Annotated in this window: 15 protein-coding genes; 4 read left to right on the top strand and 11 right to left on the bottom strand. The window is 72.6% G+C overall.

Features of this window, described 5'->3' with window-relative positions; translation table 11 throughout:
• Position 1: 1 nt before the first annotated feature.
• Positions 2-757, top strand: a complete 756-nt coding sequence (locus OGH68_RS07975; protein WP_264242629.1) for an SDR family oxidoreductase — start codon at positions 2-4, stop codon at positions 755-757.
• 305 nt (positions 758-1062) lie between these two features.
• On the opposite strand, the gene amaP is transcribed toward OGH68_RS07975, so the two are convergent.
• The 5 genes from amaP to OGH68_RS08000 are packed head-to-tail and all read right to left on the bottom strand — an operon-like array spanning position 1063 to position 3457.
• A complete protein-coding gene (gene amaP / locus OGH68_RS07980; RefSeq protein ID WP_264249968.1) occupies positions 1063-1641 on the bottom strand; it encodes an alkaline shock response membrane anchor protein AmaP in 579 nt (192 codons plus the stop codon).
• A gap of 15 nt (positions 1642-1656) precedes the next feature.
• A complete protein-coding gene (locus OGH68_RS07985; RefSeq protein WP_264242630.1) occupies positions 1657-2364 on the bottom strand; it encodes a DUF6286 domain-containing protein in 708 nt (235 codons plus the stop codon).
• Positions 2361-2708, bottom strand: a complete 348-nt coding sequence (locus OGH68_RS07990) for an Asp23/Gls24 family envelope stress response protein (protein ID WP_264242631.1) — start codon at positions 2706-2708, stop codon at positions 2361-2363. The genes OGH68_RS07985 and OGH68_RS07990 overlap by 4 nt, the downstream gene beginning before the upstream one ends.
• Positions 2709-2756: 48 nt before the next feature.
• Complete coding sequence (locus OGH68_RS07995) at positions 2757-2948, bottom strand: hypothetical protein (protein WP_264242632.1); 192 nt, start codon at positions 2946-2948, stop codon at positions 2757-2759.
• An 11-nt stretch (positions 2949-2959) separates the two neighbouring features.
• Positions 2960-3457, bottom strand: coding sequence for an Asp23/Gls24 family envelope stress response protein (locus tag OGH68_RS08000; RefSeq protein WP_264242633.1), 498 nt, complete (start codon positions 3455-3457; stop codon positions 2960-2962).
• A gap of 92 nt (positions 3458-3549) precedes the next feature.
• Between OGH68_RS08000 and OGH68_RS08005 the strand changes: the two genes are divergently transcribed.
• The gene (locus OGH68_RS08005; protein WP_264242634.1) at positions 3550-4230 is read left to right on the top strand and encodes a hypothetical protein; all 681 of its coding nucleotides are present in this window, start codon (positions 3550-3552) and stop codon (positions 4228-4230) included.
• Between the two features lie 43 nt (positions 4231-4273).
• Here the strand turns inward: OGH68_RS08005 and OGH68_RS08010 are convergent, their stop codons facing one another.
• The 3 genes from OGH68_RS08010 to abc-f form a co-directional block, all read right to left on the bottom strand.
• Complete coding sequence (locus OGH68_RS08010; RefSeq protein ID WP_264242635.1) at positions 4274-5065, bottom strand: enoyl-CoA hydratase/isomerase family protein; 792 nt, start codon at positions 5063-5065, stop codon at positions 4274-4276.
• 153 nt (positions 5066-5218) lie between these two features.
• Positions 5219-5440, bottom strand: a complete 222-nt coding sequence (locus OGH68_RS08015; RefSeq protein WP_005319113.1) for a helix-turn-helix domain-containing protein — start codon at positions 5438-5440, stop codon at positions 5219-5221.
• A gap of 387 nt (positions 5441-5827) precedes the next feature.
• Positions 5828-7426, bottom strand: coding sequence for a ribosomal protection-like ABC-F family protein (gene abc-f / locus OGH68_RS08020; RefSeq protein ID WP_264242636.1), 1599 nt, complete (start codon positions 7424-7426; stop codon positions 5828-5830).
• 267 nt (positions 7427-7693) lie between these two features.
• Between abc-f and OGH68_RS08025 the strand changes: the two genes are divergently transcribed.
• Positions 7694-8101 carry a VOC family protein gene (locus tag OGH68_RS08025; RefSeq protein ID WP_264242637.1) on the top strand — a complete coding sequence of 136 codons (408 nt, stop codon included), beginning with the start codon at positions 7694-7696 and terminating at the stop codon, positions 8099-8101.
• A gap of 31 nt (positions 8102-8132) precedes the next feature.
• Here the strand turns inward: OGH68_RS08025 and OGH68_RS08030 are convergent, their stop codons facing one another.
• The 3 genes from OGH68_RS08030 to OGH68_RS08040 all read right to left on the bottom strand — a co-directional run bounded on the left by OGH68_RS08030 (position 8133) and on the right by OGH68_RS08040 (position 11585).
• A complete protein-coding gene (locus tag OGH68_RS08030) occupies positions 8133-9521 on the bottom strand; it encodes a hypothetical protein (protein WP_413470950.1) in 1389 nt (462 codons plus the stop codon).
• An 89-nt stretch (positions 9522-9610) separates the two neighbouring features.
• Positions 9611-10735, bottom strand: a complete 1125-nt coding sequence (locus OGH68_RS08035; RefSeq protein ID WP_264242639.1) for an alpha/beta hydrolase — start codon at positions 10733-10735, stop codon at positions 9611-9613.
• A 160-nt stretch (positions 10736-10895) separates the two neighbouring features.
• The gene (locus OGH68_RS08040) at positions 10896-11585 is read right to left on the bottom strand and encodes a class II aldolase/adducin family protein (RefSeq protein WP_264242640.1); all 690 of its coding nucleotides are present in this window, start codon (positions 11583-11585) and stop codon (positions 10896-10898) included.
• A 208-nt stretch (positions 11586-11793) separates the two neighbouring features.
• Here OGH68_RS08040 and OGH68_RS08045 point away from each other — a divergent pair, with 208 nt between their 5' ends.
• Complete coding sequence (locus tag OGH68_RS08045) at positions 11794-13026, top strand: inorganic phosphate transporter (protein WP_264242641.1); 1233 nt, start codon at positions 11794-11796, stop codon at positions 13024-13026.
• Positions 13027-13035 lie beyond the last annotated feature (9 nt).

Here is a 13035-nt window from a genome sequence, read left to right on the forward strand (position 1 = left end):
CATGGATCTTGGACTGAAGGACCGTGTCTACATCGTCACCGGCGCCTCGCGGGGCCTCGGCAACGCCTCGGCGCGGGCGCTCGTCGCGGACGGCGCCAAGGTGGTCATCACCGGACGGGACGAGCAGACCGTCAAGGAGGCGGCAGCCGAGCTCGGCTCCGGCGCGGTCGGCGTGGCCTGCGACAACGCCGACCCGTCGGGTGCGCAGCGCCTCGTCTCCGCCGCCCGCGCCCACTTCGGGCGCTTCGACGGCATCCTCATCAGCGTCGGCGGCCCGGCGCCCGGCTTCGTCGCGGACAACTCGGACGAGCAGTGGGCCGCCGCCTTCGAGTCGGTCTTCCTCGGCGCGGTGCGCCTCGCCCGCACGGCGGCGGCGGAACTCGGCGAGGGCGGCGTCATCGGTTTCGTCCTGTCCGGCTCGGTGCACGAGCCCATCCCCGGCCTGACCATCTCCAACGGCCTGCGCCCCGGCCTCGCCGGCTTCGCCAAGTCCCTCGCGGCCGAGCTGGGCCCGCGCGGCATCCGGGTCGTCGGCCTGCTGCCCTCCCGCATCGACACGGACCGCGTGCGCGAACTCGACGCCCTCTCGGGCGACGCGGAAGCCGCGCGCACCGCGAACGAGGCGGGTATCCCGCTGCGGCGCTACGGCACGCCGGACGAGTTCGGCCGGGCGGCGGCGTTTCTGCTGTCGCCGGCGGCGTCCTACCTGACCGGCATCATGCTGCCGGTCGACGGCGGCGCGCGGCACGGCTTCTGACCCGACGGCGGCTTGTTCCCCACCCCGCCCGTTCCCGAAACCGGGGCAAGCCCGGACCCCGTGCGGCCTTCGGCCGTGCCCTCAATCGCCGGGTGGGCCGCACAGCAGCCCCGCTGGGGGTACGCCCCCTACGGCCTGGCGACGTGGGAGGCGCCCCCACCCACGGCCGCCAGGCCGTAGGGAGAGTTTGAGGCGCGGGGGTCCGGTGGGCCCCAAGCCGCCAGGCCCAGGGGGAGGAGCCCCCCGGTTTCGGGAAGAGGCGGGGTGGGGAATCGGCCCCGCGCAGCGGCCCCGCCCCACCGGCGTCACGACACCCGCCGTGCCCGATGCCTCGCCACGCCCAACCGCACCTCCGCCGGCAGCGCCTCCAGCCCGGCCGAGTCCCGCGCATGCGCCACCGCTTCGTCGGCGAGACGCTCCAGCGTCCCGCCCGGCGCCGCGTCCGGCTCGAGCTGCAGCACCACCCTCGCCCGTGGCGCGTTGCGCCGCCCCGTCAGCGTGACGGAGGCGCGGGAAACGCCCTCCAAGGAGGCCACCTCGTCCTCCAGTACGCCTTCCAGAGCCCGTCCCCGGAGGAGCGCGCCTTCGCCGTCGCCGCTCTCCACCAGTACCTCCCCTAGCCGCGCGCGCCGGAGTTGGGCGAGGAACCACCACAGACCGAGGACGAGCAGCAGGGCGAGCACCGCGATGACGACCGGCCACCACCAGCCCTCGTCGCGCCAGCGCGCCCGGTCGGCGTCGCTCAGCAGCACGTCGTGCGGGCCGTCGTAGGGCCACCACGAGGGGACGGAGAGACCCGCGCCCGCCGCGAGGACCACACCTCCGGCGCACACCAGCACCAGCCCGGCGAGGCCGAGGAGCACACGGTTGACGGCTCGAAGCATCTCGTGCACGGGTCATCACCTCTTTCTCGCCGGCGGTCTGCCCACATGCACGGACAGGGCCGGAGGCCGGGCGAGCCCGAGTTCCTTCAGGCCCACGCCGAGCGCCGCGTCCAGGTCGGCGCGTACGTCGTCGAGGTCACGGAAGTGGGCCCGTGCCTGTACCGAAGCCCTGGAGCGCCCCATCCGCACCCGCACCGTCTGCACCCCGGAGACCTCCATGGCCCGGTCGCGCAGTACGAGGGCCGCCGCGTCACGGTGGAGACCGGCCCGCAGGTGCGCCCGGTCCCGCCGCATCGGCAGCAGCGGCCGCAGGCCCGGCGTCACCGCCAGGACGATGAGCCAGACACCGACGAGCACCCCGGCGCCGGCCGCGGCCAGGACCGCGATCTCGTCGAGGCGCCATTCGGCGAGGTGTTCTGCCGCGGCACGCCGCCAGCGCATCGCGGGCCGGTCGGCCCGCACGGCGGCGACGTCGTACAACAGCAGTCCGGCGCCGCCGAGGATCACCAGGGCCAGCAGCGCGGCGGGCACGCGGCGCACGGACCAGAAGCGCCCGGCCCGGCCGCCGTGCCCGTCCTCCTCGGCCACCGGGTCGTACGCGGACGCCGAGGCGGACTGGTCCAGTTCGAGAACGGGTCGTCCGCCGTCCGCGGGGCGTGCGGACGGTTCGGACCCGGCCGGCCGGTCGGGGCCCGGGCCGGTGGGCTCTTGCGGTTCGGTCATCGGATCCTCCCCTGCGCCGCACCGCGCGAGTGGGCGGAGTGCAGCCGCTCGACGTGCACCGCGACCTCGGGGACCTCCATCCCCGCCAACGCCTTTACCCGCTGGACGACGTGCCGACGCACCGCGCCGCACTGGGCGCCGATGTCGGAGGGGTACTCCAATTCGAGGCTGACCCGCACCCGGGCCGTGTCGTGGTGCACGACGACCATGGCGTGCGGCGGCGCGCCGCCCTCCGGTACGCCGTGCAGTGCTTCGCGCGCCGCCTGCGCGGCGATTTTCGCGATGACGCGGTCGGCGATGGTGGTCGCTCCCCTGGCGGCCGGCGCCGGCCCGCCCACGGGCATGCCTCCGGACGTGCCTGCCGCCCCCACCCGGTCCACGGCCACCGTCCGTCACCGCCGCCCGTCGCCGCGCTCGCGGCCCCGGAAGAAGTCGCCGACCTCAAGATCGCCCTCGAGGAACCGGCCGACCACGAAGCCGACCGCTCCCAGGGCGGCCACCAGCAGGAACGCACCGAATCCGCCGAAGTACCCGGCGAATCCGAGCGCCATGCCGGCCATCAGTCCGACCACCGCCATGCTCATGTTGGGCTCCTCTACTGGAGTCGCGGCTCCGGCTCTTCTTCTTCCTCATCGGGCAGTTTCACGTCGCCGACGGCGATGTTGACCTCGACGACTTCGAGGCCGGTCATCCGCTCGACGGCGGAGACGACGTTCTCGCGGACCGCGCGGGCGACATCGGCGATGGAGACGCCGTAGTCGATGACGATCTCCAGGTCGAGTGCCGTCTGCACCTCACCGACCTCGGCCTTCACTCCGCGCGTGGCACTGGACTTGCTGCTGCCGGAGCCGACCCGGTCGCGCACCGCGCCGAATGTACGGGACAGGCCTCCGCCCATCGCGTGGACGCCGACCACGTCCCTGGCGGCGAGTCCGGCGATCTTCTCCACCACGCCGTCGGCGATGGTCGTACGCCCCCGTGCCCCTGGCTCGGGAAGCCGTTTGCCGCCGACGGGCCTCCGGGGCGCATCGGTGGAACCCGACTGCTCGTTTCCGGATGACGTGGGCAGACTGCGCCCAGGTGTTTCGGTCATCGCCGTGGTCCTTTCCGGGCGGTTGGTTACCCCGTTGCCCACATTAAGTGCCCTTGCCCCCATCCGCGCCGGGGATGCGGCAGGCTGGTGGAATGACTACTCCCGATGCGGTGCGGCGGCGGGTGCGCCGGGCGATGGGGCTCGGCGGACTCCTCGCTCTGGGCGGTCCGGCGGACGGCGCCTGGCTGGCCGAATCGGCGGCCGCGGCGGTGCTGCGCGATGCGGCGGCATCCGTGCCGGGCGCCGCCCTGGACGATGTCCGGCTCCGTCTGGCGGACCCCGCCGCGGCCGAGGACCCGACGGCGCCGGCCCCGCCGGCCGCCCTGCCGCCGGGGCCGCTGCGCGTCGAGGCGGACGTGGCGGTATGGGACCTCGACCAGCCGCTGCCGGCGCTCACGGCGGCACTGCGGAGCGCCCTGTTCGATGCGGCGGCGGAGAGATTGGGGCTCGCGGTCACGGTCGTCGATCTGCGCGTGACCCGGCTGCTGGACGCGGCCCCGGAGCAGCCCCCCGCCCCTGAGACCCCCGAGACCCCGGAGGCCGTGCCCCCGTCGGACCAGGCGGGCACGGCCGCGGCGGCGACCGCGGGCGTGGCGCGGCTGACGGCGACGCTGGGAACGGCGGTGCATTCGGCGCCGGATCATGTCCGCGTCGAAGTGGCGACGGCGGAGGGGTTCCGGGCACTGGACGTGGCCCGGGCGGTGCGGGTCGCGGTGGGGGCGGCGCTGGGGGACGGGCGTGCGGTGACGGTCGTGGTCACCGCTACGACGTGACCGCTGCGCGGAGCCTGCCCCGTACCCGCCCCTTCGCGCGGCGTCAGTCCGCGAGGCCCGCCAGGTCCCGCAGGCGTCGGCCCTGCGCCGCCCGCTCCGCAGCGCGCTGGTCGTCGTACGAGCGGTCCGCCACGCCCCTCAGCAGCGCCTTCGTCTCGATCACCGCGTCACGGGGCGCGGCGAGCAGTGCCGCGGCCAGGTCCCGTACCGCGGCGTCCAGTTCCTCGCCGGGCACGACGAGGTTGGCGAGACCGGTGCGCTCGGCCTCCTCCGCGTGCACGAAGCGGCCGGTCGCGCAGATCTCGAGGGCGCGGGCGTAGCCGACGAGGGACACCAGCGGATGTGTGCCGGTGAGGTCGGGGACGAGACCGAGGGCGGTCTCGCGCATGGCGAACTGCACGTCCTGCGCGACGACCCGCAGGTCGCAGGCGAGGGCGAGCTGGAAGCCGGCTCCGATCGCATGCCCTTGGACGGCCGCGATCGTGATGATGTCGTTGCGGCGCCACCAGGTGAACGCCTCCTGGAACTCGGCGATCGACGCGTCGATCTCCGCGTCGGTGCCGCGTGCCAGGTCGATGAAGGACGGCTCGCCGTCGAAGCCTTCGGGCGTGAAAGCCTGCCGGTCGAGGCCGGCGGAGAAGGACTTGCCCTCGCCACGCAGCACCACGACCCGCACGTCGCCCGGCAGTGACCGCCCGGCCTGCGCCAACGCCCGCCACAGCGCGAAGTTCTGGGCGTTGCGCTTGTCCGGGTTCGTCAAGGTCACCGTGGCGACCGTGTCTTCGACGGTGAGCCGTACGCCGTCCTTGTCGAGTACGGGGTCGAGCGAAGTCATGAGGCGCCTCCGGTTGGGTGCAGTCTGGCTTACCCTTCGTGTCACGAAGGGTAAGCTACTGCACGGTAACCGCCTGATCGGCCCGGGGGACCGGTCAGCTGCCCACCGTGGAAACCGACGGGCCGGAGAAGCAGCCTCGTACGACGGGGGCCGTCAGGCCGAAGCAGCCTTCTTGCCTCGCGTCGCTCCGCCACGTCCTCGCAGGACGACTCCGGACTCACTGAGCATCCGGTGGACGAATCCGTAGGAGCGGCCGGTTTCCTCGGCCAGCGCCCGGATGCTCGCACCGGAGTCGTATTTCTTCTTCAGGTCTGCCGCGAGCTTGTCGCGCGCGGCGCCGGTAACCCGGCTGCCCTTCTTCAGAGTCTCGGCCACCCGTGCCTCCTCATGGGAAGTGCGCTCTGGACTTCTCATGATCACCCCTCCCGGGCGTCCTGGCCACCCATTCGACAAGGTCAGTACGGAACGCTTTGGCCTGTGACAGGAGGCCACCACGAACGGAATGTCACCTTCCGCTCGGCCGTGGGCCCTGGCCGGGACCGGCCGGCGCCGGAAAGGCCAGGTCAGAGCAGCTGAAGAAGAAGCACCTCCGCGACGGACCGGACGGTCGCGGACCACCACTCACCACGCCGCGATACGAGACGCTCTCACACAGATGATGGATCACTTGTAGGCCGAATGATCCATACGGAGATCCATACCAAGGTCGCCAAGGGGCTCCCGACGGACCCCGCGCCGGTGCGGGACCCGTCAGGAGGGCCGTCAGGCCAGCGCCACCAGGTCCGCGTAGTCCGCTCCCCACAGGTCCTCGACACCGTCGGGGAGCAGGATGATCCGCTCGGGCTCGAGCGCCTCGACCGCACCCTCGTCGTGCGTGACGAGAATGACCGCGCCCTTGTAGGTGCGCAGCGCCCCGAGGATCTCCTCGCGGCTGGCGGGGTCGAGGTTGTTGGTGGGCTCGTCGAGCAGCAGGACGTTGGCGGAGGAGACCACGAGAGTGGCCAGGGCGAGCCGGGTCTTCTCGCCGCCGGAGAGCACCCCGGCGGGCTTGTCGACGTCGTCGCCGGAGAAGAGGAACGAGCCCAGCGTCTTGCGGACCTCGACGAGGTCGAGGTCCGGCGCGGAGGAGCGCATGTTCTCCAGGACCGTACGGTCGGGGTCCAGGGTCTCGTGCTCCTGGGCGTAGTAGCCGAGCTTGAGGCCGTGCCCCGGGGTGACCCGGCCGGTGTCCGGCTGCTCCACGCCCGCGAGGAGGCGCAGCAGGGTGGTCTTGCCGGCGCCGTTGAGGCCGAGGATGACGACGCGGGAGCCCTTGTCGATCGCGAGGTCCACGTCGGTGAAGATCTCGAGCGAGCCGTACGACTTGGACAGGCTCTCCGCGCTGAGCGGCGTCTTGCCGCAGGGCGCGGGCTCCGGGAAGCGGAGCTTGGCGACCTTGTCGGCGACCCGGACCTCGTCGAGACCGGCCAGCAGGCGTTCGGCGCGGCGGGCCATGTTCTGCGCGGCCACGGTCTTGGTGGCCTTGGCGCGCATCTTGTCGGCCTGCGAGTTGAGGGCGGCGGCCTTCTTCTCGGCGTTCTGCCGTTCGCGCTTGCGGCGCTTCTCGTCCGCCTCGCGCTGCGCCTGGTAGAGCTTCCAGCCCATGTTGTAGACGTCGATCTGGGCCCGGTTGGCGTCGAGGTAGAAGACCTTGTTGACGACGGTCTCCACGAGATCGACGTCGTGGGAGATCACGATGAAGCCGCCGCGATAGGTCTTCAGATAGTCGCGCAGCCAGACGATCGAGTCGGCGTCCAGATGGTTGGTGGGCTCGTCGAGCAGCAGGGTGTCGGCGTCCGAGAAGAGGATGCGCGCGAGCTCGACGCGGCGGCGCTGACCGCCGGAGAGCGTATGGAGCGGCTGGCCGAGCACCCGGTCGGGCAGGCCGAGCGCGGCGGCGATGGTGGCGGCCTCCGCCTCAGCGGCGTACCCGCCCTTGGTGAGGAACTCGGTCTCCTGGCGCTCGTACTGGCGCAGCGCCTTCTCACGGGTGGTGCCCTGGCCGGTGGCGATGCGCTCCTCGTTCTGCCGCATCTTGCGGATCAGGGTGTCGAGGCCGCGGGCGGAGAGGATGCGGTCGCGGGCGAGAACGTCGAGGTCGCCGGTGCGCGGGTCCTGCGGAAGGTAGCCGACCTCGCCGGACCGGGTGATGGCGCCGCCGGCGGGGACACCCTCACCCGCGAGGCACTTGGTGAGCGTGGTCTTGCCCGCTCCGTTGCGGCCGACGAGGCCGATGCGGTCGCCCTTGGCGATGCGGAAGGAAGCGGATTCGATGAGAACGCGCGCGCCGGCGCGCAGCTCGATACCGGATGCGGTGATCACGGGGAAGACTCCAGGGCGGTATGGACGGCGGAAGGGACGGGCGGCAGACGCTTCTACGCCGTCTAATGCACAAGGAGAATTGCCATACGGCCCAGTCTAACGGGACGGTGCAAGTGTTTTTCCCCGCCCGAAGGCCCCCTGTGAGGCACCTCCCCGGGCGACGACGCGGGCCGTCGGCACGTGCGGCTGAGCCTCGTTGTCAGTGGCGGATGCCAGACTGAGACGCAGATCACACCCTGTCGCCGAGCAAGTTGAGGAGTGATCGGAATGACTCAGTCGCCGAGCATCTGTCCGACGCTGGTGTACGCGGACGCCAAGGCCGCGATCCGGCAGCTCACCGAAGCCTTCGGCTTCTCCGAACACGCGGTGTACGAGAACGAGGACGGCGGCGTGGTCCACGCCGAGCTGACGTACGGCAACGGCATGGTGATGCTGGGCAGCAAGGGCACCGGGAGCGAGTTCGACAAGCTCATGGAGGGTGGCGGGCCGACAGGTGTGTTCGTCCACGTCGACGACGTCGACGCGCACCACGGCAGAGCGGTGGAGCACGGCGCGGAGATCGTGATGCCCCCGACCGACCAGGAGTACGGATCGCGGGACTACATGGCCCGCGACCTCGAGGGCAACGTCTGGAGCTTCGGTACGTACGCGCCGGGGGCGGCGGGGGCCGCGTAGCCTCCGCCGCCCCCGCCGTCGTCCTACGGGATCAAACGCCGCCGGTGTGCACCTGGAATGCGGCCCTGCGCACCGCCTTGGCCAGGGCCGGGTCCGGGTGCGCGGCCGCGAGTGCGACCAGGACCTGGACCGTACGGGGATGACCGCCGGCGCGGACCTCGTCGAGCAGGGCCGGGACCGTGCCCTGCACCGCCGAGTCGAGGTGCCGCAGCAGGAGCTGCGGCTCGCCGTGGTCGGCGACGGCGGCCGCGGTGTCCACCCACAGCCAGGTCGCTTCCTCACGGGTGAGGACATCGGCCGCGTCGTCCGGGTCCGCACCCTCGTACTCGGCGAGCCACAGCAAGGCGTAGGGGCGCAGGGATGGTTCAGCAGCGGCCGCGCGGACCTCGGTCTCCGCGGGCGCGCCCACCACGCGCAGCGCCTCGAAGGCCAGACCGCGCAGCAGGGCGTCCTCACCACGGGCGACGGCCAGCAGTTCGGCGACGGCACTGGAGACGGTGCGCGCCGCCAGCCAGGCGCGGTACTCGGCGCGGGCCGGGCCGGGGGTGAGGCGTGCGCAGCCGCGGAGCATGTCCTCCGCGGACTGCTCGATGTTTCCGGCGGGGCTCTGCGCGGCGACGCAGATCTGCTCCAGCTTGACCCACACCGCCCAGTTGCCGAGCGGCGTGAGGGTGGCCTGGCCGCACTCGAGGGTCAGGGCGCCGACGGCCGACAGGCCTTCGAGCGCCCAGTCGAGGAGCGCGGCGGCGGGCGCCTCGTCGGCGCCCGGCCCGGTGCCCGGTTCGGGGCGGGTCTCGAAGGGGACCTCGCAGCGCTCCTCACGGAGTTCGGCGACGCGCTGCTCGAGCAGGTCCGCCAGGGCCGGCTTGAGCACGGGCCCGGCCGACAGCTGGAGGAGGGACAGCACCTGCGGCACGGCCTCCACCACCTCGGCGACCGCCGCGGGAGCGACGTCCCCGGGCGCCGGGTGGACCAGTGACCAGGCGTCGAAGAGGGCGACCCAGCCGCGCAGCACGGCCATGTCGTCCCGGTCCCAGGCGCGCAGCCGCCAGCCGGGGCGTGCCGTTTCGCCGTGCAGCTCGATGAGACCGGCGAGGCGGGCGCGGTCCCAGCCGGCCCGTACCTGGTCCGCGGACATGTCCAGCGCGACCGCGGCCCGCTCCCGGGCCTCCGCGATGGAACTGGCCGCGCCGGGACCGCGCTCCACGGCCGCCCAGCGGGCTACCCGCACGGCGTCGGCGAGCACCGACCGCGCCTGCCGCGCGAGCTCGGCCGGTGCGGGCGTGCCCTCCGGCGGCCGGGGCGACGGGCGCGTGCGCCGGGTCGTCACGGCCGTTCGTGCGGTGGCCAGGGACCGCGGGCGGACAAGACGGAGTCTGGAGTTGCGCGCCAATTGCTCATCAGGCTTTCGGGACGTCACGGGGTGCAGTCTTCCCGCTGACGGCCCGAAAGCCCAAACGGAACCCCATGGGCCGGGCCGCGCAGCCGCCCGACCTGCTCTTGCACGCCTTACATGAGGGGAGTGAGGAAGCGGCGGAGGACTTCCTGGTACCTCGTCGGGTCGGCGTTCCACATGGCGGCGTGCGGCGCCTGCACGACCGTGTGGAGGGTGACCAGATCGGGTCGGCGGTCGGCGAGTTGGCGTGAGCGGTGCCAGGGCGCCAGGGAGTCGTCGGGGCCGTGGAAGATCAGCGTCGGCACACCCAGCGTCTGGGGGTCGACGGCTTCGGCGAGCCGGTCGTGGTGCAGTCCGGTGCGGCCCTGCGCGGCCCGCACCGCCAGAGGCAGCAGCGGGGCGGGCGTTCTGCGGGCAGCGGCCAGACGGCGCACGGTCGCCTCCCAGTCGAGCACGGGCGAGTCCAGCACCACGCCGCTGATCCGGTCCCGCAGACCGGAGTTGGCGGCGGTGCGCAGGGCCATCGAGGCGCCGACGGACCAGCCGTGGACGATGACGCGCTCGGCGCCGTGGCGGACCGCGTGCCGGACGGCCGCGTCGAGGTCGCGCCACTCGGAGTCGCCGAGATGGCCCAGACCGTCCGGCGGCCGGGGAGCACCGGCATCGCCCCGGTAGGCGAGGGACAGAACCGGGAAGTGCTGGTCGAGCAGGAAGTCGAACACGTTCATGGTGTGTTCCCGGGTGGTGCCGAGGCCGTGCACGGCGATGACCCAGGTGGCGCGCGCCCCGGGTACGAACCAGGCGGGGAGCGCGCCGAGCTCACCGGGGACGAGGACCTCGGAGTGCTCGATGCCGAGCGCGGCGTAGGGGTCGCCCTTGTGCACCTGCGGGGTGAGCCGGACCCGGGTGCCGGGCTGCAGGACACCCTCCGTGACGCGCACGAGCCGGCGTACGACCGTGTCCGCGTCGTGCGGGACGCCGTCGAGCACCGGTCCCACGACCGCGTGGACGCCCGTCCCCTCGAGTCCGTACGTGCCGGGGCGCAGCGATGCCAGGCTGCGGGTCAGCACGATCCGGCCGGGGGCCGTGGCGTGGACGGTGAGCCGGGGGTCGCCCGGCAGGGGCCGTCGGGTACCGCGCAGCGCGGCGTGGCTCGCGTAGCGGCCTGCCGCGACTGCGGCGGCGCCGACGCCGATCAGTGTGGTGACGGCCGCTGCCGTCGCTGTAGCCGGGCGCACGGGTCCAGTGTCGGGGCGGGCGGGGGCGGGGGCCAGTGGGAGGGGCCGCGCGTGTGGCTGCGCGGGCGGGTTGCGGGCGGGGCCGTTCCCCCCTTCCCGAACCGGGGACTGCGCCCCCGGTTCGGGAAGCGGCGGGTAGGGGACAAGCCCGCCGCAGGCGTCAGGGGGTCGGTTGGCCGTACGTGGCGAGGCAGGTGGACGCGGCCGCGAGCTGGGCCGGGGTCAGCAGGCTCGGCGTGCGGCCCGGGACGGACGACGCCGTCAGCCAGACGCTGCACATCCACTCCAGTTGCGCCGTGCGGTCGTACGCCTGGGGCAGGGTGTCGCCGTAGGTCACGGTCCCGTGGTTCTGCAGCAGGCAGGCCGTACGGTCCCGCAGGGCGTGGAGCATGTTCCGGGCCAGCTCCTGTGTGCCGTAGAGGGCGTAGGGGGCGACGCGGACCGGGCCGCCGAGCGCGGCGGTCATGTAGTGGATCGGCGGGAGCTCCGGGACGAGCGTGGAGACCGCGGTGGCATGCACGGCGTGGGTGTGCACGACGGCGCGGGCGCCGGTCTCGCGGTGGACCGCCAGGTGCAGCGGGAGCTCGCTGGTGGGTTCCAGGTCACCGAGGACCTGTCTGCCGTCGAGGTCGACGGCGACGGTGTCCCGCGCCGTGAGCCGCTCGTACGGCACTCCGCTAGGGGTGACGAGGACGAGCTCGCCGACCCGTACGGAGACGTTGCCCGATGTGCCGACGACGAGTCCTTCAGCCGCCGTCCTGCGGGCGGTGTCCACGAGGTCCCGCCACGCCTGTTCGATCTCGTCCCGCCGTGCCTCACCGGTCGCTTCACCGGTCGCCTCATCAGTCATGCCGGCGATCCTGTCACCGGGTCCGCGGCCGCGGGAACACGCACAGTGTTCGAGTGGCTGCCGTGAGCGCCGGGAAGGTTCGAAATCGGACAAGCGGAATCGGTCGACCGCACTTGGGGACACCGCAGCGCCCAACCCAGTTCACCTTCCGTTCATCCAGGTTGCCTACGGTCCTCGCGTCAATGACGTCAAACGATTGCCTGGGTAAATGGAACACATCACACTGCTGCTCGCGATTGTGATCGTGACAGCGCTCGTGTTCGATTTCACGAACGGTTTCCACGACACCGCCAACGCGATGGCGACGACCATCTCGACCGGCGCACTGAAGCCCAAGACCGCGGTGGCCATGTCCGCCGTTCTGAACCTCGTCGGCGCTTTCCTCTCCGTGGAGGTCGCCAAGACCATCTCCAGCGGACTTGTCGACGAATCAGGCATCACACCTGAAGTCATCTTCGCGGCGCTCGTCGGCGCCATCCTATGGAACCTGCTCACCTGGCTGGTGGGCCTGCCGTCCAGTTCCTCGCACGCCCTCATGGGCGGTCTGATCGGCGCCACGGTCGCCTCGGTCGGCTTCGCCGGGGTCAACGGCGGCGTCGTCGTCACCAAGGTGCTCATCCCGGCCGTCGCGGCCCCGGTCGTGGCCGGCCTCGCCGCCATGCTGGCCGCCCGGCTGACGTACCGGGTCGACAGGAACACCGACGCGAAGGCCACCGCCAAGGGGTACCGCGCCGGGCAGATCGCCTCCGCCGGCCTCGTCTCCCTGGCCCACGGCACCAACGACGCCCAGAAGACGATGGGCATCATCACGCTGGCCCTTGTCGCCGGCAACGTCCTCGCCCCCGGGTCCAACCCTCCGATGTGGGTCATCGTCTCGGCCGGTGTGGCGATCGCGCTCGGCACCTACCTCGGCGGCTGGCGCATCATCCGCACCATGGGCAAGGGCCTCACGGACCTCCAGCCGCAGCAGGGCTTCGCCGCCCAGACCAGCGCGGCCAGCGTGATCCTCGCCTCCTCGAACCTCGGCTTCTCCCTGTCGACCACGCACTCCTGCTCCGGCGCCGTCATGGGCGCGGGCCTCGGCCGCAAGGGCGGCGTGGTCCGCTGGTCGACCGCCACCCGGATGTTCGTGGCCTGGGGCCTGACCCTGCCGGCCGCGGGCCTCGTCGCGGCGGGCTCCGAGTTCGTCACCAAGCAGGGTGACTGGGGTGTCGCGGCCGTCGCCGTCTTCCTCGTCGCCTCGTGCATCGCGATCTGGTTCATCTCGCGCCGCCAGGTCGTCGACCACACCAACGTCAACGACGTCGACACGGCGGCCGACGAGCCGGCGGGAGTCGTCACGACCGCCATCGCGGCCGTCACCCCGCCGCCCGCCGGCGACTTCAAGACCACGATCCCCGCCCCGGCCGAGCCCGAGTCGGCTCGTACGGCCACGGTGTAAGGAACAGCA

Origin of the sequence: Streptomyces peucetius (genome assembly GCF_025854275.1) — a bacterium.
Taxonomy (GTDB): Bacteria; Actinomycetota; Actinomycetes; order Streptomycetales; family Streptomycetaceae; genus Streptomyces; species Streptomyces peucetius_A.

Coding starts and splice junctions, on each gene's coding strand:
- OGH68_RS08000 (WP_264242633.1), bottom strand. CDS start 3,457: ATGACCGAAACACCTGGGCGCAGTCTGCCCACGTCATCCGGAAACGAG.
- OGH68_RS07990 (WP_264242631.1), bottom strand. CDS start 2,708: ATGCCCGTGGGCGGGCCGGCGCCGGCCGCCAGGGGAGCGACCACCATC.
- OGH68_RS08025 (WP_264242637.1), top strand. CDS start 7,694: ATGACTCAGTCGCCGAGCATCTGTCCGACGCTGGTGTACGCGGACGCC.
- OGH68_RS08010 (WP_264242635.1), bottom strand. CDS start 5,065: ATGACTTCGCTCGACCCCGTACTCGACAAGGACGGCGTACGGCTCACC.
- OGH68_RS08040 (WP_264242640.1), bottom strand. CDS start 11,585: ATGACTGATGAGGCGACCGGTGAAGCGACCGGTGAGGCACGGCGGGAC.
- OGH68_RS07975 (WP_264242629.1), top strand. CDS start 2: ATGGATCTTGGACTGAAGGACCGTGTCTACATCGTCACCGGCGCCTCG.
- amaP (WP_264249968.1), bottom strand. CDS start 1,641: ATGCTTCGAGCCGTCAACCGTGTGCTCCTCGGCCTCGCCGGGCTGGTG.
- OGH68_RS07995 (WP_264242632.1), bottom strand. CDS start 2,948: ATGAGCATGGCGGTGGTCGGACTGATGGCCGGCATGGCGCTCGGATTC.
- OGH68_RS08005 (WP_264242634.1), top strand. CDS start 3,550: ATGACTACTCCCGATGCGGTGCGGCGGCGGGTGCGCCGGGCGATGGGG.
- OGH68_RS08045 (WP_264242641.1), top strand. CDS start 11,794: ATGGAACACATCACACTGCTGCTCGCGATTGTGATCGTGACAGCGCTC.
- OGH68_RS07985 (WP_264242630.1), bottom strand. CDS start 2,364: ATGACCGAACCGCAAGAGCCCACCGGCCCGGGCCCCGACCGGCCGGCC.